The 22,228-nt window shown below is 36.7% G+C and carries 13 protein-coding genes; 9 read left to right on the forward strand and 4 right to left on the reverse strand.

What is annotated here, in order from left to right; genetic code table 11:
- Positions 1-379 precede the first annotated feature (379 nt).
- Positions 380-10,591: an isopeptide-forming domain-containing fimbrial protein gene (locus tag ACK1U5_RS23975; RefSeq protein WP_448814841.1), complete on the forward strand. Its 10,212-nt coding sequence runs from the start codon at positions 380-382 to the stop codon at positions 10,589-10,591.
- A 112-nt stretch (positions 10,592-10,703) separates the two neighbouring features.
- Here ACK1U5_RS23975 and ACK1U5_RS23980 read toward each other — a convergent pair whose 3' ends face one another.
- Entirely contained in the window at positions 10,704-11,693 is a 990-nt protein-coding gene (locus ACK1U5_RS23980) for an NAD(P)/FAD-dependent oxidoreductase (protein ID WP_000829788.1), read from the reverse strand.
- A gap of 461 nt (positions 11,694-12,154) precedes the next feature.
- Here ACK1U5_RS23980 and ACK1U5_RS23985 point away from each other — a divergent pair, with 461 nt between their 5' ends.
- The 5 genes from ACK1U5_RS23985 to pepA all read left to right on the forward strand — a co-directional run bounded on the left by ACK1U5_RS23985 (position 12,155) and on the right by pepA (position 16,665).
- Positions 12,155-13,363 (forward strand): NAD(P)/FAD-dependent oxidoreductase, encoded by a 1,209-nt coding sequence (locus ACK1U5_RS23985; RefSeq protein WP_000856612.1) that lies wholly within the window; start codon positions 12,155-12,157, stop codon positions 13,361-13,363.
- 124 nt (positions 13,364-13,487) lie between these two features.
- A complete protein-coding gene (locus ACK1U5_RS23990) occupies positions 13,488-13,994 on the forward strand; it encodes an NUDIX hydrolase (protein WP_000415320.1) in 507 nt (168 codons plus the stop codon).
- The gene (locus ACK1U5_RS23995) at positions 13,991-14,308 is read left to right on the forward strand and encodes a YuiB family protein (RefSeq protein WP_000027016.1); all 318 of its coding nucleotides are present in this window, start codon (positions 13,991-13,993) and stop codon (positions 14,306-14,308) included. The genes ACK1U5_RS23990 and ACK1U5_RS23995 overlap by 4 nt, the downstream gene beginning before the upstream one ends.
- Positions 14,309-14,394: 86 nt before the next feature.
- Positions 14,395-15,021: a 3D domain-containing protein gene (locus tag ACK1U5_RS24000; protein WP_000920098.1), complete on the forward strand. Its 627-nt coding sequence runs from the start codon at positions 14,395-14,397 to the stop codon at positions 15,019-15,021.
- 159 nt (positions 15,022-15,180) lie between these two features.
- Positions 15,181-16,665 (forward strand): cytosol aminopeptidase, encoded by a 1,485-nt coding sequence (pepA, locus tag ACK1U5_RS24005; protein ID WP_000487944.1) that lies wholly within the window; start codon positions 15,181-15,183, stop codon positions 16,663-16,665.
- Positions 16,666-16,839: 174 nt separating this feature from the next.
- Here the strand turns inward: pepA and cdaS are convergent, their stop codons facing one another.
- Positions 16,840-17,445 carry a sporulation-specific diadenylate cyclase CdaS gene (gene cdaS, locus ACK1U5_RS24010; protein WP_000545253.1) on the reverse strand — a complete coding sequence of 202 codons (606 nt, stop codon included), beginning with the start codon at positions 17,443-17,445 and terminating at the stop codon, positions 16,840-16,842.
- A 143-nt stretch (positions 17,446-17,588) separates the two neighbouring features.
- On the opposite strand from cdaS, the gene ACK1U5_RS24015 reads away from it, so the two are divergent.
- Positions 17,589-19,313, forward strand: a complete 1,725-nt coding sequence (locus ACK1U5_RS24015; protein ID WP_001104223.1) for a phospho-sugar mutase — start codon at positions 17,589-17,591, stop codon at positions 19,311-19,313.
- 107 nt (positions 19,314-19,420) lie between these two features.
- Positions 19,421-20,308: a UTP--glucose-1-phosphate uridylyltransferase GalU gene (galU, locus tag ACK1U5_RS24020; protein ID WP_002097988.1), complete on the forward strand. Its 888-nt coding sequence runs from the start codon at positions 19,421-19,423 to the stop codon at positions 20,306-20,308.
- A 45-nt stretch (positions 20,309-20,353) separates the two neighbouring features.
- On the opposite strand, the gene ACK1U5_RS24025 is transcribed toward galU, so the two are convergent.
- Positions 20,354-20,947: a biotin transporter BioY gene (locus ACK1U5_RS24025; RefSeq protein ID WP_113710575.1), complete on the reverse strand. Its 594-nt coding sequence runs from the start codon at positions 20,945-20,947 to the stop codon at positions 20,354-20,356.
- Between the two features lie 50 nt (positions 20,948-20,997).
- Complete coding sequence (locus tag ACK1U5_RS24030; protein ID WP_048568248.1) at positions 20,998-21,741, reverse strand: DUF3298 and DUF4163 domain-containing protein; 744 nt, start codon at positions 21,739-21,741, stop codon at positions 20,998-21,000.
- A 95-nt stretch (positions 21,742-21,836) separates the two neighbouring features.
- On the opposite strand from ACK1U5_RS24030, the gene ACK1U5_RS24035 reads away from it, so the two are divergent.
- Complete coding sequence (locus ACK1U5_RS24035) at positions 21,837-22,220, forward strand: hotdog fold thioesterase (protein ID WP_001140612.1); 384 nt, start codon at positions 21,837-21,839, stop codon at positions 22,218-22,220.
- The last annotated feature ends 8 nt before the right edge of the window (positions 22,221-22,228 follow it).

A 22,228-nucleotide genomic window follows, 5' to 3' on the forward strand; every position in this document is an offset into this window, starting at 1 on the left:
TTAATCATAAAAAACAAACTGAAAATAACTAAAAAATGGTAAATTTTCTATTGTATGTATAAATAGGATGAGGAGTATGTTAAAATTTTTAAGTATCCTTTAACTGTTATATAAACCTATACAGCACGGTGTTTTTACTATATTAAAAGTATGGTAAAGGTTTGTATAAGTGTCCGGTATATATGCTATTTTTGATAAATTAAAATAGTAATATTCTATGAGATTTATATTGTTGACATTGGGATTTCAACGATACATTTTCGTAGGTCGGATTGTTGCGAGTGGATATATATTGCTATGTATTCGGCTACTAAATGAAAGGGTTACTGAAATGAAGTAGGCGGATAGCAAGTATATAGAAAGGAGAAAGGTAGAAAATATGAAGCAAGTATTGAAGTGTTTTAATGTCGTAACAATGATCACACTTCTTCTATCCATCATATTGCCTTCGCCCAGTGCTTTTGCTACAGAGATAAATAAAAAAAGCTGGGATGAGTTACAAGGAAATGATGTGAAAATTAAGGCAGATCAAGTGAATGCTGAAATGTATAAGGGAGAAGTAGCGGAGAGGGAGCACGTATTTCAATATAAGATTGAAAATACGGGAGATACACCAATCCGAGAATTAGTAATTAAACAAAATAATGACAATGGAATTGAGTTTCTTTCGCAATCTGTGAAAGTAAACGGAGAGAAGTTACTTGAAAATAAGGTAGCGGATTTCTATGTAGAGGAAAAAGATAATGGAGGAAAGGTTCTTTCTTCTAATCTTAAAATTCAAGATTTAAAATCACATGAAAAAATGACTGTATTAATAAAAGCTCGTCGTGCGCAACATTTTAATAAAGAGTATAAGCAAAAAATTAGTGTGCAAAAGGATCAACTACAAATAGGAAACATGTCTGTAGATGTTGAAGGGCTTCCTTCTGAAGAGAAGTTAGAAGCTAATACCGATGATGAGGCTGACAGTAGTAAGAAAGCTATCGGATCAACAACTGATTCAAAAACTAAAGAAGTGGATGGAAAATTAAAAGTATCTGTAGAAGATAAAAATACATCTGCACAAAAACCAGAAATAGAGAAGATAAAACAACCTGAGGCTGAGAAGCAACTAGAAAAAGAGAAAAAGCAATCACCTTTAGCAGTAAAGCAGAGTGATGCAGAAGTACAAGCTGCATCAGAAAATGCTTCGAAGGTTCAAATCCAAACAGGAGATAAACAAGGATTTGGAGACCCGTTGTATTCTACAATTGCTCCTGGTAATTTAGTACAGACTGGTAATGTGACGCTTGGTTTGACAGATAATCATTATACTAGGCAAAGTGTTGGTGGCAAAACCAATAAAAAAGCTGTAGATGTTGATAATGATGATACTACATTTAATTCATCAACAGGTGCATTTCCTAACATTCCTGCTGGAAGTAAAGTGAAAAAGGCATATTTATTTTGGACAGCAGCTATGGGGACTCCAAGTGATGCAAGGACAGATTATAGAGTTAGCGATGAAGATGTAAGAGAACCCGTTAAAATGAAGATGGGAAATAAGCAATACGCTGAAATAAGTGCTGATAGTATACGAAAAGCGGATTATTTACCGTATATTGCAAATCACTATGGCAGTGGTGCAGGGTACGTAGCGTATGCAGATGTAACAAATGTAATTGCACAGCAAGGTATTTCTCAAACGGTGACAGTTGCAAATGTGCCACAAATTAAATTTGAAAAAGGTAGTGGCTATTACTGGGGTAACTGGAACCTTATATTAGTTTATGAAAACTATAAAGAAACAGTAAAAGACATGAAGATTTGGGAAGGGCTAGTCTCTCAAAAAAGTACAGCCTGGACAGATATTAGTGTTAATAAAATAAACACACCAAAAGAAGGCGCTTTTAAGGCGAAATTTAGTTATTTTTCATCGCAAGGTGATCCAGCTGATAATGATGGATATGCCTATGATTATGGAGAGTATGATTTTGGGTTAGGGTATCAAAAGTTTAAAAATATTAAAGGTAAAGATAATGATGTTAATGACTCATCTATGACAGAAGTACAAGTAGATGGCACTAACGAATTTGTTACGAAAAAATACCCAGGATATAATCCAGATTGGACAAATTCTTTCAGTACAGATATTCATACGTATCACCTTGAAGGACCCACTCAAGTAAAGAATGATTTGAAAGAAGGAAAAATGCGTTTTAGAGCATATGGTGGTGGCGGTGATATTTACGTATTAAATAACGCTACATTCGTTACAGAACATAATGCTCCAAACTTACAAGTTGATAAAAAGGCATTAGATAGTGCCGGAAAAGAAATTAAGGACGTTAAAGCTGGTGAAGAGTTTACGTATCAAATTGAAGTGAAAAATGATACGAAAAATAACCAAGCGCCGGTATCAAATGTAAAAGGTTTTGATAAATTAGATGATCGTTTAGAGTATGTTCCAGGGTCTATTCAATATGTTTCTGGAAGTAATAAAGGAAATAAAACAGATAATGCAAGCGATGATGAAGCAGAGTTTGTAAATAATCAAATTGATTTCCGTGTTGGTGAGGGTGCAGATGCTAAAAACGGTGGTGTTTTAAAGCCGGGTGAAAGTACCGTTATTACATTCAAAGTAAAAGTGAAAGATTCTGTACAATCAGATACAACAGTAAAAAATGTCGTTGTTGTAAAGGGACAAGATAGTGCCGAGATAAAGTATGAAACTGAGGACGATGCAAATGTTACGGTTACTACCCCAAAAGAAGTTCCAGGGGAAATAGAGGCGAGAAAAATAGCTTCTAATAAAACACCGAAGTTAGGTGATGAGGTAGAGTATCGTATTACATTTAAAAATAAGATAAAAGATGGACGTCTAGATGTATTGACGATTGAAGACGAATTACCAAGTAGTCTTGAATACGTGAAAGATAGTTTGAAAGCCGAAGGTGTAAAACCAGAGCCAGTAGAGCTGAAGTTTGAAAATGGCAAAGTAATTGCAAAGTATCCAGAAATTATGGATATGGAAGAAAGAAGTATCGTCTTTAAAACAAAAGTAAAAGAAACTGCAAAAATTGGTGAAGAAATTGTTAACAAAGCAACCGTTAGTGATAAAACAAATCCACCAAAGGATCTAGAAGAGAAGATTACACCACAGCATAAGGCCGGTAAAATTGATGCAAAGAAAAAAGCAACAAATAAGAAGCCGAAGCTAGGAGAAGAATTTGAATATCAAATTAGCTTTAAAAATACGGTGGAAAACGGAAAACTAGATGCAATTACAATAGAAGATGAAATTCCAGCTAACTTAGAATTTGTTCAAGGCAGTGAGAGAGCTGAAGGTACTGAACCAAATCCAGTAGAGTTAAAAGTAGAGAATGGTAAGGTAATCGCAAAATATCCAGAAATTACGGATACAAAAGAGCGAAGCATCGCCTTTAAAGTGAAAGTAAAAGAAGAGGCAAAAGCGGGAGAAACGATTGTTAATAAAGCGGTTGTGAGTGAGCCAAATGGACAGTCTGAGCATCCAGAAGAAAAGATTACGCCGGATTATAAATACGGTAAAGTGGATGTAGAAAAAAACGTAACGAATCAAACACCAAAACTAGGAGAAGAAGTGGAATACCGAATTACATTTTATAATACGGTAGAAAACGGAAAACTAGAAACGGTGTTAGTAGAAGATACACTACCTAAAGGTGTTGAATACGTGAAAGATAGTTTGAAAGCTGAAGGTATAAAACCAGAGCCAGTAGAACTAAAAGTGGAAGATGGAAAAGTAATGGCAAAGTATCCAGAGATTATGGATACAGAAAAAAGAAGTATTGTTTTTAAAGTGAAAGTAAAAGATTCGGCAAAGGTAGGGGAGGCAATTGTAAATAAAGCAATTGCAAAAGATCCGAAAAATGAGCCTGTTGAATCGAAGGTTGTTATTACACCGCAAAGTAAAAAAGGTGAAATTGCTGCTACAAAGGTAGTTAATAATAAGAAGCCGAAGTTAGGTGAAGAAATCGAGTACCGCATTAGTTTTCATAATACGGTTGAGAACGGAAAACTAGAAACGGTGCGAGTGGAAGATACAATTCCAAAAGGTCTTGAATATGTAGAAAATAGCATCAAGGCCGAAGGAGAAGCACCTGGACCAGTAGAATTAGCTGTTGAAAATGGGATAGTCAAAGCTAAGTATATCGATATTATGGATATGAAAGAAAGAAGTATCGTCTTTAAAGTAAAGGTGAAGGAAGAAGTAAAAGTAGATAAAGAGATTGTCAATAAAGCAATTGTTGATGATACGAAAAATCCACCGATTGAACCGGAGGAAAGAATTACTCCGCAACATAAGGATGGAATAATTGATTCGAAGAAGACAGTAGATAATCCATCACCAAAACTAGGAGAAGAAGTAGAATACCGAATTAGCTTTAAGAACACGGTAGAAAACGGAAAACTAGAAAAGGTAATAATAGAGGATACAATTCCTAACGGTTTAGAGTATGTAAAAGGCAGTGAAAAGGCTGAAGGTGATAAACCAGCTCCATTAAAGTTAAGTGTGAAAGATGGAAAAGTTATTGCTGAATACGACAATATTACGGATATGAAAGAAAGAAGTATTGTCTTTAAGGTAAAGGTGAAGGAAGAAGCGGAAGTGGGGAAGGAAATCATCAATAAGGCAATTGTTGATGATATGAAAGATCCGAAAGAACCAGAAGCGAAAATTACACCATTACACAAAGATGGAAAAATTAAAGCGAAGAAAATCGTAAATAATGAAACACCGAAGTTAGGAGAAGAAGTAGAATACCGAATTAGTATGAAAAATACGGTAAAGAACGGAAAGCTAACAGACGTGACAGTAGAGGATACTTTACCAGAAGGTTTAGAGTATGTAGAAAATAGTTTGAAAGCAGAAGGTGCCGGAATAGATTCAGTAGAGCTGAAATTTGAAAACGGTAAAGTAATGGCAAAATATCCAGAAATTACGGATACAGAAGAAAGAAGTATCGTTTTTAAAGTGAAAGTAAAAGAAGAAGTAAAAGTCGGTAAAAAAATCATTAATAAAGCAACTATTGATGATTCGCAAAATAAGCCAGTTAATCCGACAGCGGAAATTACTCCTCAGTATAAAGATGGAAAACTTGAAGCAAAAAAGATAGTAAATAATGAAACGCCGAAGTTAGGAGAAGAAGTGGAATACCGAATTAGCTTTAAAAATACGGTAGAAAATGGAAAGCTAACAGAGGTAAAAATAGAAGATGATTTACCAAATGGATTAGAGTATGTGAAAGATAGTTTAAAAGTAGAAGGTTCTAAGCCAGATCCAGTGGAATTAAAATTTGAAAACGGTAAGGTAATGGCAAAGTATCCTGAGATTACAGATACAAAAGAGAGAAGTATTACCTTTAAAGTGAAAGTAAAAGGTAAAGTGAGCGATTCAATTGTTAATGAAGCGATTGTGAGCGATACGAAACATCCGCCAGAAACACCGACAGCAGAAATTATTCCGCAACATAAAGACGGAAAAGTGAAGGCGAAGAAGACGGTAAATAATGAAACGCCGAAGTTAGGAGAAGAAGTAGAATACCGAATTAGTTTTAAAAACACGGTAGAAGACGGAAAACTAGCAGAGGTAAAAATAGAAGATACTTTACCAGAAGGTTTAGAGTATGTAGAAAACAGTGTGAAAGCAGAAGGTACTAAGCCGGATCCAGTAGAATTGAAAATGGAAAATGGTAAGGTAATGGCGAAGTATCCAGAGATTACGGACACAGAAGAAAGAAGTATCACTTTTAAAGTGAAAGTAAAGGAAGAAGTGAAAGTCGGTAAAAAAATCGTTAACAAAGCAATTGTTGATGATACGAAAAATGAACCAGAAACACCGACGGCAGAAATTACTACGCAGCATAAAGACGGAAAAGTGGAAGCGAAGAAGACGGTAAATAATGAAACGCCGAAGTTAGGAGAAGAAGTAGAATACCGAATTAGTTTTAAAAACACGGTAGAAAACGGAAAGCTAGCAGAGGTAAAAATAGAAGACAATTTACCAAATGGATTAGAGTATGTGAAAGATAGTTTACGAGCGGAAGGTACTAAGCCGGATCCAGTAGAACTGAAAGTGAAAAATGGAAAAGTAATCGCCAAATATCCAGAGATTACGGATACAGAAGAAAGAAGTATCGTCTTTAAAGCGAAAGTAAAAGAAGAATTTAAAGTTGGTGAAGGCCTTGTCAATAAAGTAGTTGTTGATGATACAAAAGATCCAACAACTTCAGAAGTAACAATTATGCCAGAATATAAAGACGGTAAGCTTAAAGCAGAGAAATTTGTAAACAATAAAAAACCGAAATTAGGAGAAGAAATAGAATACCGAATTAGTTTTAAAAATACGGTAGAAAACGGAAAACTAGTAGAGGTTAAAGTAGAAGATGAAATTCCAGCTGGATTAGAGTATGTAGAAAACAGTTTACAAGCAGAAGGATCTAAGCCTAGTCCGGTAGAATTGAAATTTGAAAACGGTAAGGTAATGGCAAAGTATCTAGAAATTACGGATACAAAAGAAAGAAGTATTATCTTTAAAGTGAGAGTAAAAGAAGAGGCAGAAATAGGCAAGGAGATTGTTAATAAAGCAATCGTAGTAGATACAAAAAATGAGCCCGAAGAGCCTCATGTGGAAATTACTCCGCAATATAAAGATGGTAAAATTGCTGCGCAGAAAGTGGCGAATAATCATAAACCGAAACTAGGAGAAGAAGTAGAATACCGAATTAGTTTTAAAAACACGGTAGAAAACGGAAAACTAGCAGAGGTAAATATAAAGGATGTATTACCAAATGGTTTAGAGTATGTGGAAGGCAGTATCACGGCAGAAGGTTCTAAACCGAAACCAGTAGAGCTACATGTGAAAAATAATAAGGTAATGGCAAAGTATCCAGAAATTACAGATACAGAGGAAAGAAGCATTGTCTTTAAAGCGAAGGTAAAAGAAAGCGTAAAAGTGGGAGAAGAAATCGTAAATGAGGCAATTGTAGATGATACAAAGAATCTGCCCGAAGAGCCTTATGTACCGATTACACCACAATATAAAGATGGGAAAATTGAGGCAAGAAAAGAAGTAAGTAACCATGAACCGAAGTTAGGTGAGGAAATCGAATATCGAATTATTTTTAATAACACGGTGAAAGATGGAAAACTAGCAGAGGTAAAAATAGAAGATAAAATTCCAGCTGGATTAGAGTTTGTAGAAGGAAGCGAAAAAGCTGAAGGTGAAGAGCCAAAACCAGTGGAGTTGAAAGTAGAAAATGGTAAGGTAATGGCAAAGTATTCAGAGATTATGGATACGCAAGAAAGAAGTATTGTCTTTAAAGTGAAGGTAAAAGATTCGATTACAATAGGGAAGGACATTACAAATAAAGCGATTATCCATGTTGATGATCCGAACCATCCAGTAATTGATCCGACAGCAAAAATTACACCACAATATAAAGATGGTAAAATTGCTGCTCATAAAAAGGTGAATAATCATAAACCGAAGCTAGGTGAAGAAATCGAATATCGAATTTCATTTAATAATACGGTGAAAGATGGAAAACTGGCAGAGGTGAAAATTGAGGATGAAATTCCGTTTGGTTTAGAGTATGTGAAAGATAGTCTAAAAGCAGAAGGTGATAAGCCGGCCCCAGTAGAGTTGAAAGAAGAAGCTGGTAAGGTTAGTGCGAAGTATGAAAATATCACTGACATGAAAGAAAGAAGCATTATCTTTAAAGTGAAGGTGAAAGATTCCGTTGAAGTGGACAAGGCAATTGTAAATAAAGCAATTGTTGATGATACAAAAAATCCACCAGAGCGACCAGAAGTAGATATTACACCGCAGCATAAAGATGGTAAATTTAAAGCTAATAAAAAGGTAAGTAAAAAAGATCCAAAGCTAGGAGAAGAAGTAGAGTACCGAATTAGTTTTAAAAATACGGTAGAAAATGGAAAACTAGCAGAAGTGAAAATTGAGGATCAACTACCAAATGGATTAGAGTATGTGAAGGATAGTTTAAAAGCAGAAGGTAATGAACCAAATCCGGTAGAGTTAAAAGAAGAAGCTGGAAAAATTACAGCGAAGTATGAAAATATTACTGATACAGCTGAGCGTAGCATTATATTTAAGGTAAAAGTAACAGAAGCAGTAAAAGTCGGGAAGAAAATCGTGAATACGGCAATTGTGGATGATGATAATCCGAAGAATCCTCCGCAAAAACCAGAAGCGATTATTACACCGGAGTATAAGAATGGAAAAATAAAAGCTGAGAAAACAGTAAATAACCCAGCTCCAAAATTAGGAGAAGAAGTAGAGTATCGAATTACGTTCCGTAACGTAGTTGAGCACGGAAAATTAGCGAAGGTGAAAATTAAGGATGAATTACCAAACAGTTTAGAGTTTGTAGAAGGTAGCGAAAGAGCTGAGGGGGATAATCCAAAACCGTTGCATGTAAAAGTGAAAAACGGCATAGTACTCGCAGAATATCCAGAAATTACGGATACGAAAGAAAGAAGTATCGTCTTTAAAGCAAAAGTGAAAGAAAAAGCTAAAATTGGCGAAGCGATTGTGAATACGGCGGTTGTGGAAGATACTATAAATCCACCAGAGAAACCGAATGTCGCGATACAACCTCAACATAAAGAGGGTGTATTACAAGCTGAAAAGACAGTGAGTAACCATGAACCGAAGTTAGGAGAAGAAGTAGAATATCGAATTAGTTTTGAAAATACAGTAGAAAACGGCAAACTAACTGAGGTAAAAGTAGAGGACGAAATTCCAGCTGGTTTAGAATACGTACAGGATAGTATAAAGTCTGATGGGCCGGAACCAAATCCAGTAGAACTTAAAGTTGAGAATGGAAAAGTAACAGCAAAGTATCCAGAAATTACGGATACGAAAAAAAGAAGTATCATCTTTAAAGTGAAAGTACAAGAAACGGTACAAGTAGGAAAAGAAATTATAAACAAGGCGGTTGTGGATGATAATAATCCGACAAATCCACCAGTTGAGTCACTTATACCAATTACACCTCAATATAAAGATGGGAAACTAGAGGCAAGGAAAGAAGTAAGTAACCATGAACCAAAGCTAGGGGAAGAAATCGAATATCGAATTACTTTTAACGGCACAGTAGATGGCGGGAAGTTAGTTGATGTAAAGATTGAAGATGAAATTCCGTCTGGTTTAGAGTATGTGAAAGAAAGTCTGGAGGCCGTAGGTGATAAGCCTGTGCCAACAGAACTTAAAGTCGAGAATGGAAAAGTAACAGTGAAGTATCCAGAAATTACGGATACGAAAGAAAGAAGTATCATCTTTAAAGTAAAGGTAAAAGAATCAGTAAAAGTTGGAGAGGAAATAACAAATAAAGCGATCATTCATGTAGATGATCCAGATCATCCAGTTATGGAACCGACAGCGACAATAAAGCCAGAATATAAAGATGGTAAGTTAAAAGCGACGAAGACAGTAAATAATAAAGAACCGAAGCTAGGAGAAGAAGTAGAATACCGAATTAGTTTCAAAAATACGGTAGAAAACGGCAAACTAGCAGAGGTAAAGGTAGAAGATGAAATTCCAGCCGGTTTAGAGTACGTGCAAGATAGCATTAGATTTGAAGGGGCTGAACCAAATCCAATAGAGTTAAAAATGGAGTTTGGAAAAGTAATAGCAAAGTATCTAGAAATTACAGATACGAAAGAACGTAGTATTATTTTTAAAGTGAAGGTAAAAGCAGCACCAAGTAAAGGGATAACAAATAGAGCGGTAGTGGACGATAAAATAAATCCACCACTTGAGCCTACAGTTACAATTTTACCGAAAACAAAAGAAGATCTTAAGATACCAGAAGAGCCGAAAGAACCGAAGGAACCAGAAGTGAAGCCGGAAGAGCCGAAAGAACCGAAGGAACCAGAAGTGAAGCCGGAAGAGCCAAAGGAACCAGAAGTGAAGCCGGAAGAGCCGAAAGAACCGAAGGAACCAGAAGTGAAGCCGGAAGAGCCGAAAGAGCCGAAGGAACCAGAAGTGAAACCGGAGGAACCGAAAGAACCGAAAGAACCAGAAGTGAAGCCGGAAGAGCCGAAAGAACCAGAAGTGAAACCGGAAGAGCCGAAAGAACCGAAGGAACCAGAAGTGAAGCCGGAAGAGCCGAAAGAACCGAAGGAACCAGAAGTGAAACCGGAGGAACCGAAAGAATCAAAAGAACCAGAAGTGAAACCGGAGGATCCGAAAGAACCAAAAGAACCAGAAGTGAAACCGGAGGATCCGAAAGAGCCGAAGGAACCAGAAGTGAAACCGGAGGATCCGAAAGAACCAAAAGAACCAAAAGAACCAGAAGTGAAACCGGAGGATCCGAAAGAGCCGAAGGAACCAGAAGTGAAACCGGAGGAACCGAAAGATCTGAAGAAACCAGAAGTGAAACCGGAAGTAAGACTGGAAAAGTTAATTAAAGAACCGCAAGCAAAAGTAGAAAAAGAATTACCGAAAACAGGGGCAGCACATTCATGGATGATGTCAGTTGGTGCGGGAATTTCATTCTTAGTTGGCGGAGTATTATTCGTATTAGGTAGAAGAAGAAAACAATAATTTTTTAGACGAAAAGCACACTGAGTTCGATAGTTTATTGGACTCAGTGTGCTTTTATGTTATATAAAAGGAAAGCTCCTTCCACGTATGGAAGGAGCTTTATTTTTGCATATTAAAACATACTTGAGCTATGCATCGGTTGAAGTTTTGCATTTGGATCGAAGTAAGCTTTTGCATTGTTTACTGCTGTCGGTGCTTCGCCAAATCCACAAGCGATAAGTTTTACTTTTCCTTCATATGTACAAATGTCACCAGCAGCGTAAATGCCAGGAATATTTGTTTCCATTTTTGAATTTACAAGGATGCTGTTTTTTTGTATATCTAAGCCCCAGTTTTTAATTGGGCCAAGAGAAGAAACGAAGCCGTAGTTTACGATTACGTCATCAACATCGATGATAATTTTTTCCTCCGTTTTTACATGTTGAAGAACGACTTGTTCAATCTTGTCATCACCAATGAGTTCTACTGGAACGTATGGTGTACTTACTTCTGCACGAGAATTCATTAAGCTTTCTACGCTATGTTCATGCGCACGGAATTTATCACGACGATGAACGATTGTAACTTTTTCAGCAATCGGTTCTAACATCATTGTCCAGTCTACTGCTGAGTCGCCACCGCCAAATACTACGACGCGCTTACCAGCAAATTTATTCATATCATCAACGAAATAATGTAAGTTTTTCTTTTCGTATTTCGCTGTACCTTCTAATTCTAAGCGGCGTGGTTGGAAAGCACCATTGCCAGCAGTAATGATAACTGATTTAGAATAGTGAGTTTGCTTATTCGTAACAAGTTTAAATATACCGTCAGCTTGTTTCTCAAGCGTATCGACAGCTTCTTCTAAACAAACAGTTGGGTCAAATTTCTTCATTTGCTCTTTTAAGTTATCAACTAATTCTTGTGCGCGTACTTTTGGAAATCCAGCCACATCATAAATGTATTTTTCAGGGTAGAGTGCGGATAATTGTCCGCCAAGTTGAGGTAAGCTTTCAATGATTTTTACACTTGCTTGTCTCATACCGCCATAAAATGCTGTGAACAGTCCCGTTGGACCACCACCAATAATTGTTATGTCGTAAACTTTTTGATTTTCTGCCACTTTCATTCCCCCTATAGATGGAATTTTGATATTGATTTCATATATTGTTCATATGTACACGAAAATCCTGCAAATGATGACACTTTCAAATAAATGATAGCATATTTGAGTTCATAATACTTCTGAAAACGACTGAATTGTGTGTAAGTTTTCGCATAGGTTCTTTTTTATTGTATAAAATATACAGAAAGGAAAATACATGAAAAAAAGGCTAAAAAACCCTTGAAAACGCTATGTTATTTTAAAATATTGATAATTCTCCAGACGCTTGAATTCTGGAATAAAACCGACTAATATAGGGAAGTATTATGTTAAATTTCTATGACAAAATTCGTACGATTTTTTGACTGCGTTTTGTTATGATATAGAATGTGATAAATTCCACATTCTTGACAAATAGAGTTTTTAGTACTTGGTATTATTTTTCATTACTATTATATAAAGAAAAGGGTTGTGATTTGGTGAAGACTCCAAAAATCGTAGTTTTAGGTGCAGGTTATGGCGGGATGATTACGACTGTTCGTCTGCAAAAAGCATTATCTGTAAATGAAGCTGAAATTACGCTAGTAAACAACAACAGCTATCACTACCAAGCGACTTGGTTACATGAGAGCGCAGCTGGTACATTACAAGATGAAAAAATCTGTCTAGATATTCAAGACGTTATTGATACAAATAAAGTGAACTTTGTACAAGACACAGTAGTAGAAATTAAAGCTGCTGAAAAACGCATTATCTTAAAAGATGGCGAGTTAGAGTATGATTACTTAGTAATTGGTCTTGGTTTCGAATCAGAAACATTCGGAATTACAGGATTAAAAGAGCATGCATTCTCAATCGCTAACATTAATGCAACTCGTGAAATTCGTGAGCATATGGAAGCTAGTTTCTCTAAATATGCAACTGAACAACGCGATGAGTTAGTAACAATCGTTGTTGGTGGTGCTGGATTTACTGGTATCGAGTACGTAGGTGAGCTTGCAAACCGTGTTCCTGAACTTTGCAAAGAGTATAATGTACCACGTGAAAAAGCACGTATCATCTGTGTAGAAGCTGCTCCAACAGCACTTCCAGGTTTCGATCCAGCGTTAGTAGAATACGCTGTAAAACAGCTTGAGAAAAAAGGTGTAGAATTCCGCATCGGTACAGCAATTAAAGAAGCAACTGAAGAAGGTATTATCGTTGCGAATGGCGATGACACTGAATTAATTAAGTCTGAAACAGTAGTTTGGGCTGCAGGTGTTCGTGGTAATGGTATTGTGGAAGAGTCTGGCTTTGAAGCAATGCGCGGACGTGTAAAAGTTGATGAGTACATGCACGCTCCAGGATACGAAGATGTATTCATGGTTGGTGACGCAGCGTTAATCATTAATGAAGAAATTAACCGTCCTTACCCACCAACAGCACAAATTGCAATTCAACAAGGTTACAATATTGCACACAACTTAACTGTATTAGTTCGTGGCAAGGGCGAAATGAAGAAATTCGCATTCGATAATAAAGGATCTGTATGTTCTTTAGGTCATGACGATGCAATGGGCGTTGTTATGGGTAAAAAGTTAACAGGTTGGAAAGCTTCCTTCATGAAGAAAGTAATCGATAACCGTTACCTATTCTTATTAGGTGGACCTTTATTAGTTCTTAAAAAAGGTAAATTAAAGTTCTTTTAATATATAGTAGAAAAAGCAGAAATGGCTAAGAGCTGTTTCTGCTTTTTTCATATTAAAAATATAGTATAATATATAAAAAAAGAAAGAATATTCTGTCCGTTCTGATGGAGGAGGTTATTACATCATGGAGAAACGAGGGAAGGTATGGCTAGCTGTTAGTGGTTTAGTAGCTACAAAAGATGGTAGGTGGCTATTTGTTAAGAAGAAATACAGTGGATTAAAAGGGAAATGGTCTTTACCGGCTGGTTTTGTAAATGAAGGTGAGACGGTTGATGAAGCTGTGAAACGCGAAGTGTTAGAAGAGACAGGCATTGTCGCTCATGTGAAGGGAATTATTGGTGTTCGATCGGGTGTTATTCGTAATGAGATTAGTGATAATATGATTATTTTCCTTTTGGAACCTGAAGGAGAAAATATTATTGTACAGGAGAAAGAATTGTCTGAAGTGGCGTTCTTACATCCGGATAAGATTGTAGACGATCCGAATACGTCTGTGCTTATTAAATATTTGTTAGAAGGAAGATCAGAACTACATCTTGAAGTGGACAAAACATTAAATCCAGGTGAACCATTTGGTTATACAGCTTATCACGTATTTACGGCACGTGCGGAGGAGAGGGGAAAAGAGTGAGTATACCGGTACTACTTATTTCAATGATGTTATTCTTTATTTTGTTCTTTGGAATTGGATTTTTACTCAATATGATTTTGCGAGCTACTTGGGTAATGGTTATTGTGTATCCGATTGTTTGTATGCTTATTATTAATAAAGCGAGTATGTGGGATTATTTTTCAAAACCGAAAGAAACATTTTCTTCATTTGGGACAAGTGTATCGCACTTAGGACAAGCAGACGTATTTATTCTATCTACTGGATTAGTAGGGGCTGCTTTAGCAGGAGTCGTAATCAAGAAACTTCGGAAAAGCGGATATCAAATGTTTTAATCTCCAATTAAGTTGGAGATTATTTTTTTGCATATTCCTTCATCGTATAGGGAATGATTAACGATGAAGGAGTGTGGAATATAAAAATGTTAAAACGATATTGTATTCGCATTATGATGACTTGTTTACTTGCAATTGCATTATGCGTAACATGGAATGCTTTCACAGGAGTTTCTTTATTAGAGATTGTAAAGATATATGAAGGAATGAGTGCAAAAGAAGTACATGCAGCAGAAGTTAAGAGAAATGTTGCTCCGAGTAAAGAAGTGATAAATGCTTTAGAGCAGGCAAACGACTGGTCTAAATATCGTTCAATTGAAATGACTGCAACAGGTTATACATCGGGGATTGAGTCAACTGGTAAGAGGCCAGGGCATCCAGAGTATGGTATTACATATTCAGGTGTCAAAGTGAAAAGGGATTTATATTCCACAATTGCTGCGGACTTACGCGTATTCCCGATTGGAACGATTCTCTTCGTGCCAGGTTACGGGTATGGTGTAGTAGCTGATAAGGGCGGTGCAATAAAAGGAAACCGTCTTGATCTATATTATGATACGGTGAAAGATGTTTATAGCCAATGGGGTAAGAAAAAAGTAAATGTGTACGTAGTAAAAGTAGGAAATGGTAAGTTTACAGAAGAAGAGTTAACGATGTTAAATCAAGACGAAACGATGCAAGTGTTTCGTGGTCAATATTTAAAACAAAGATAGTCTAGTCGTAATTACGCTAGACTTTTTTTCTTGGCTTATTTCATGATAGAGGAGATTTTGGATCTGCGATTTTACACGCCATATAACTGTAGTTAGAATTATCGCATTTTATCGAAAATAAAGTTATAATGGTGGTAGAGAAATTTAGGGGGTCTGAACATGTTTCAAGTACAAAAAGAATTAGCAGGTCATGAAGCGGTAATTGTTGCTTTATTTGAAGAAGAGAAAATGAGTAGTTTTGTACAAGAACTGGACAAAGCGTTTGAAGGGCAATTACAAGTTTTACTAGAAGAGAAAGAATTATCTACGAAGAAAAAGGCCATTTCAAAAGTACATAGCTTAGGGAAAACAAATGTGAAACGTTATTACTTTGTTGGTTTAGGAAAGAAAGAATCTTACACGACAGAAACGTTACGTGCGGCTCTTGGTAAGGCGTTTAAAACACTGCAAGCAGCAAAAGTACAAGATGCAGCAATCTTACTTGATTCTTTCGTAACAGAGAAATTAGACGCGATTGATGTCGCTCATATTGCGGCAGAGGTACAAGGCCTTGGTACATATGAGTTACAAACGTATAAATCAGATAAAAAGGATCGTGTAGAGTTAGAGAAGTTCACGGCTATTACAGCGGAAGATGCACAAGAAATTGAAGCAGCATTAACAGTTGGCTACGTACATGGACGTGCAACAAATTCAGCTCGTACACTTGTAAATATGCCGCCAAACGTATTAACAGCGACAAAGCTTGCTGAGTATGCTGTTGAATTAGCGGAGAAATATGATATGGACTATAAAGTTCTTGAGAAAGAAGAGATGGAAGACCTTGGTATGGGTGCGTTACTTGCAGTAAACCAAGGTAGTGTAGAGCCACCAAAAATGATCGCTCTTATTTATAAAGGAAAAGAAGAGTGGACAGATGTCATTGGATTCGTTGGAAAAGGTATTACATACGATACAGGTGGTTATTCTTTAAAACCACGTGAAGGCATGGTTGGTATGAAAGGTGATATGGGCGGTGCAGCTGCTGTATTAGGTGCGATGGAAATTATCGGTGAACTTCGCCCAGAACAAAATGTGATCGCTGTTATTCCTTCAACTGATAACGTTGTAAGTGGTACGGCATTTAAGCCAGACGATGTAATCACATCTATGAGCGGAAAAACAATTGAAGTATTAAATACGGATGCAGAAGGTCGTCTAGCTTTAGCTGACGGTATTACGTATGCGAAAAAACTTGGTGCAAACTACCTTGTTGATGTTGCCACATTAACAGGCGGTGTAATTGTTGCACTTGGAAACTATACGACAGGCGCAATGACAAATAATGAAGAGTTATTTGAGCAAGTGCTAGAGGCTTCTATGGAAACAGATGAGCCAATTTGGCAACTACCGATTTTTGATCGTGATAAAGAACGTGTGAGAAACAGTAAGTTTGCTGATTTAAATAACTCACCAGGCCGTGAAGGACATGCGGTTATGGCAGGTACATTCCTAGGCGAATTCGCTGAAGATACACCATGGGTACACTTAGATATCGCTGGAACATCAGAAACAAAAGGTGCGCACGACTTAGGTCCAGCTGGAGCAACTGGCGCAATGGTACGTACACTTGCAACACTTGTGGAGCGTTTTGGAGAAGAATAAGAGTATAAGTGAAGACTGTTCCGATATTTTGGAACAGTCTTCTTTTTTATAGGTTTGTTTATCCCACTATTTGCCGGGTAGTAAGACCCATAACTCAAAATTCAGCGAAAGGAAAGCAGTTAGGTCGGATTGCCGGTAAACGCTCGATTGGTGAGGGCTGATTAAAGTTTCACTTTATAAAGAAATCGTATACAAAACCCCATTTAAAGCAAAAGAAGTACGGCCCGTTTCTTCAGAGACAACTAAGATAAGTGCATCACTCTTTTCTGATAAGCCAATTGCAGCTCTGTGACGTGTTCCTAGCTCAGGATCAACTTCTGTACTTTTCGTTAAAGGAAGAATATTAGCAGCTGAGACAATATGATTATTTTTTACGAGAACGGCACCGTCATGAAGAGGGTTACCTGGATAAAATATTGATTCGAGTAATGGTGCAGTTAAATGAGCGTTTAATGTCGTTCCAGTTTGAATGAGAGCTTCAAGCGTCTCGTTTCGTTCCACGACGATAAGAGCACCATGTTTTCTGGCGCTTAAATGTTGGATAGCTGTCGTAATAAAAGATGAACTTTCCGTATAAGGTGATAAATATGCCTGAATATAGTATGTAGCTGCTAATGTTTGTACATTTGCTAACATATGATGAATATCTTCCATTTTGCATAAAATACATTCGTCTTCTTTATCGATTGCGTTCCTCATAATCGATAGTTCTTTTTCAGCAATTTCAATCATTTGCTTTGTTTGTATTTTGAGCTCTTCTGACAAGCCCCATTCGTGCATAATCCTCATTCCCTTTAGTGGAGTATTTAACAATAGTGTATACAAATATTCCTAGTAAAATCCTGTTAGATTTTATAAAATATTGAGATACAGCATGTTTTTTTCATATAATAAAGGTATGACGAGCGAGAGGAGAGAGAAGAATGAATTGGAAACAAGAATTTAGTCGCTGGCTTTCTTACGCACAATTAGATGCAGAATTAAAAGAACAGCTAGAAAATATGAAGCAAGATGAGAAGAAAATCGAGGATAGCTTTTATAAAAATCTAGAGTTTGGCACAGGTGGTATGCGTGGTGAACTTGGTGCTGGTACGAACCGTTTAAACGTATATACAGTTCGTAAAGCAACAAAAGGATTAGCAAGCTTTATTGAAAAATTAGGTGAGGAAGCGAAAAAACGCGGTGTTGTTGTAGCCTATGATTCTCGTCATAAATCACCTGAGTTCGCAATGGAAGTTGCTGCTACACTTGGGGCACGCGGTATCACAACATATGTGTTTGAAAGCTTACGTCCAACGCCAGTACTTTCTTTCGCAGTTCGTCATTTACATACAGTAAGTGGAATCGTTCTTACGGCAAGCCATAATCCGCCTGAATATAACGGATACAAAGTATACGGTGAAGATGGTGGACAGTTACCTCCAAAAGAGGCAGATGAGTTAATTAGCTACGTAAATGCAGTAGAAGATGAATTAACAGTTGAAGTCGCTGATGTAGAGCAATTAAAAACTGACGGTTTATTACATATTATTGGACAAGAAGTAGATGATGCATATGCTGCAGAATTGAACAATGTCATCATTAATAAAGAAATGGTACAAAAGGTCGGTAAAGACTTAAAAATCGTCTTTACACCATTACACGGAACATCAAATATTTCTGTACGCCGTGGTTTAAAAGAAGTTGGATTTACAGATGTAACAGTTGTAAAAGAGCAAGAGTTACCAGATCCAAACTTCTCTACAGTAAAATCACCGAACCCAGAGGAGCACGCAGCGTTTGAGTATGCCATTCGTGACGGTGAAAAGGTAGGCGCAGATGTATTAATCGCAACTGATCCTGACGCAGACCGCCTTGGTGTAGCAGTGCGTAATCATAATGGTGAGTTCCAAGTATTAACAGGAAACCAAACAGGTGCATTAATGCTTGATTACTTACTATCTCAAAAGAAAGAAAACGGAACACTTCCAGAGAACGGTGTCGTATTAAAAACAATCGTAACGTCTGAAATTGGTCGTACAATTGCAAAAGCATACGGTTTAGATACAGTTGATACGCTAACTGGATTTAAATTTATCGGTGAGAAAATTAGACAGTATGAAGAAAGCGGACAATATGAATTCCAATTCGGTTATGAGGAAAGCTATGGTTATTTAATCCGCCCATTCTGCCGTGATAAAGATGCAGTACAATCTGTTCTATTTGCATGTGAAGTAGCTGCATACTACAAATCACAAGGGAAAACGTTATATGACGGTCTATTAGAAGTATTTGAGAAGTACGGCTTCTTCCGTGAAGACCTTGTATCGTTAACGTTAAAAGGAAAAGATGGAGCGGAAAAAATCCAAGAGATGATGGCAACGTTCCGTGAGAATCCTCCGAAAGAAGTGGCGGGCTTAACAGTCGTAGCAGTTGAAGACTATAAAGCGAGCGTTGTTACATCTTTACAAGATGGACATAAAGAAGAGATTCACTTACCGAAATCAAATGTGTTAAAATATCAATTAGAGGATGGTTCATGGTTCTGCCTACGCCCATCTGGAACTGAGCCGAAGATTAAGTTTTACTTTGGTGTAAAAGATAGTTCTTTACAAAATAGTGAACAAAAGTTACTTACTATTAAAGAAGACATTATGAATCGTTTATAATACAAAGTAATTTTAAGTAGTAAGGAACAAAAGGGAGCGAAATCTCCCTTTTGTTTTATGTAGGAAATGCTTGCTATTGATTCCGACAGGAGAGAGGGTATTTTGTGATGAAAAAAGTAAGAAAAGCGATAATCCCAGCAGCTGGATTAGGAACACGTTTTTTACCAGCAACGAAAGCAATGCCGAAAGAAATGTTACCGATAGTAGATAAACCAACGATTCAATACATTGTAGAAGAAGCAGTGAAATCGGGAATCGAAGATATTATTATTGTTACTGGTAAAACAAAGCGCTCTATCGAAGATCATTTTGATAACGCATTTGAACTAGAACAAAACTTATTAGAGAAGAAAAAATATGAGTTGCTTGAAAAAGTACAAGCTTCTTCAAAAATGGTAGATATTCATTACATCCGTCAAAAAGAGCCGAAGGGACTAGGACATGCTGTTTGGTGTGCACGTAAATTCATTGGTGATGAGCCATTTGCAGTGTTACTAGGTGATGATATTGTCCAAGCTGAGAAACCGTGTTTACGTCAATTAATGGATGAGTATGAAAAAACACTTTCTTCTGTTATTGGTGTACAAACTGTTCCAGAGTCGGAAACACATCGCTATGGAATTATCGATCCATTAGAACAAGAAGGTCGTCGTTACCAAGTTCGCAATTTCGTTGAGAAACCAGCACAAGGTACAGCTCCTTCAAACTTAGCGATTATGGGGCGCTACATTTTAACGCCTGAAATCTTTATGTTCTTAGAACAGCAACATGTCGGTGCTGGTGGTGAAATTCAGTTAACAGATGCAATCCAAAGCTTAAATGAAATCCAACGTGTATTTGCCTACGATTTCGAAGGAAAGCGCTACGACGTAGGTGAAAAGCTAGGATTCGTTCAAACGACAATCGAAATGGCTCTGCAACACCCAGAATTACGTGATGACATGGTTGCGATGATGAAGAAAATTTTAGAAGAACAAGCGAATCAAGAGTCATAATAAAAAATGAGTTATTTCAGTATACTGAAATAACTCATTTTTTTATTATGAAATCGTCGAATGAGAATGCTGATAAGCAGAACGACGCACAGCATAATATATGCGAGGTGCGATAATAGCACCGATAATTGTAAATGCAATATCTTTTACTGCAAACCACATCATAATCATCCAAGCAGCTTTATAGCTCATATTACCGCCCATAAAGAGATTGACTGCCCCGTACATGTAAGTAGTACCGATTATATAAGTTAAAACAATTCCTGTGAAAGAGGCAATTGCAAATGTAATGAATGTTGGTCTTTCTTTTTGTTCTACTAGTTTTCCGGATACGTAAGCAACGATAATAAATGCGATAATAAAACCACCAGTAGGATCTAAAAGTGCTCCAAATCCAGCTTTGAAGTTAGCGAAGATTGGTGCGCCGGCTACGCCAACGAGCATATATACAGTCATGGATAAGGCACCAAGTCTACTTCCAAGAAGAAGACCTGCTAAAATTGCGAAAAATGGTTGCATAGATAATGGGATGCCTGCTACTTGAAGGAATGGTGCCCAAGATACAATATTTGCACCGATTGCCATAAGAGCAACGAACATGGCAGCTAATGCTAAATCTAAAACATGAAATCTTCTCATAATGTTAACCTCCTGTTGTTTTTAGGTTAACATTATCGTAGCGAAAATATTTACTTGTTGTCAATCAAAATATTTTGATAAGAAGGCTTTAAATAGTCTCTTAGCAACGTATATGGAATACGAAATTGCGGAATTCCACTTGAATAGGGAGCAATCTCATATAAAGGGAAATAAATGACGAGATTGTCTGGCTCTAAAAAGAAGTGGAATTTTTTCATACTCATTACTTTTTCAGTTGCATCAGGAAAATAAATGCTTTCATTTTGTTTAATTTGTCGTACAATCTCCGCACGGATTACATCTTTATATTTATCCTTTTGTTCAAATAAATCGTCTAAGTGCAGTACCTTTTTTTCGTTTAAATCGAATGTATTTGCCTTCCACGTATAAAGACCGTGTGCTCCGCCAGTATATTGATAGTAATTCACATATAGGCTAAGAAAAGGTGGTTTGTTTAAAGAGACTTTATAATCAACATTTGCTACGTACGGATGAAATGGTGTACTAGATCCTTCTGTCTCTTTATAATATTTTTTTGCTTCTTTTTCTAATTTGGTTTTAAATTTGTCAGTGGATTTTTTGTAGTATAAATTGAGTTTATTTTGAAATTTAGAGTCAGAAAATTTTTGAAAAGAAGGCCTGTTTATTTGATATTCTATATAAGGTTTCTTACCTTTTTGCGTTACAGTCTTAACATCGATTGTCAGGTTAGATGCTTTGGCTGTTATTGCACAATTTGGTACAATAGTCAGCAAGGAGAACATAAGCAGTAATATACAAAATTTCTGTTTCATTTAGGTGAAGCCTCCTTATATAAGTGTTATAAGTAGTTTGAAAATAAATAGGTAAAATTATACATTTAATTAAAGTAAGAGAAGGGGGAAGCGATATGGCAAAAACTTTAATGGATTCACTTGGAATTGAGTTGTTAGAGATGACAGAAGATAAGGTGGTTGCTACGATGCCTGTTGATGAGCGTACGCATCAGCCATTTGGATTTTTACATGGTGGTGCATCGGTTGCATTAGCAGAAACAGTGGCAAGTGTTGGTTCATATAATTTAATTGATCAAGAAAAATGTATTTGTTTCGGATTAGAAATTAATGCGAACCACATTCGCTCAAAGAAAGATGGAATTGTAACAGCGATTGGAACACCAATACATAGAGGACAATCGACAATGGTTTGGGATGTTCGCATTATTGATGAAAATGATGATTTACTATGTATATCAAGATGTACAGTAGCAATTAAAGAAAAACGTGAAAAATAAAAAAGAGG

Source organism: Bacillus sp. XB1 (genome assembly GCF_053557995.1).

Excerpts from the sequence above, each read along its gene's own strand:
- ACK1U5_RS23975 (WP_448814841.1), top strand. The coding sequence starts at position 380 with ATGAAGCAAGTATTGAAGTGTTTTAATGTCGTAACAATGATCACACTT.
- ACK1U5_RS23990 (WP_000415320.1), top strand. The coding sequence starts at position 13,488 with ATGGAGAAACGAGGGAAGGTATGGCTAGCTGTTAGTGGTTTAGTAGCT.
- ACK1U5_RS24000 (WP_000920098.1), top strand. The coding sequence starts at position 14,395 with ATGTTAAAACGATATTGTATTCGCATTATGATGACTTGTTTACTTGCA.
- pepA (WP_000487944.1), top strand. The coding sequence starts at position 15,181 with ATGTTTCAAGTACAAAAAGAATTAGCAGGTCATGAAGCGGTAATTGTT.
- cdaS (WP_000545253.1), bottom strand. The coding sequence starts at position 17,445 with ATGCACGAATGGGGCTTGTCAGAAGAGCTCAAAATACAAACAAAGCAA.
- ACK1U5_RS24015 (WP_001104223.1), top strand. The coding sequence starts at position 17,589 with ATGAATTGGAAACAAGAATTTAGTCGCTGGCTTTCTTACGCACAATTA.
- galU (WP_002097988.1), top strand. The coding sequence starts at position 19,421 with ATGAAAAAAGTAAGAAAAGCGATAATCCCAGCAGCTGGATTAGGAACA.
- ACK1U5_RS24025 (WP_113710575.1), bottom strand. The coding sequence starts at position 20,947 with ATGAGAAGATTTCATGTTTTAGATTTAGCATTAGCTGCCATGTTCGTT.
- ACK1U5_RS24030 (WP_048568248.1), bottom strand. The coding sequence starts at position 21,741 with ATGAAACAGAAATTTTGTATATTACTGCTTATGTTCTCCTTGCTGACT.
- ACK1U5_RS24035 (WP_001140612.1), top strand. The coding sequence starts at position 21,837 with ATGGCAAAAACTTTAATGGATTCACTTGGAATTGAGTTGTTAGAGATG.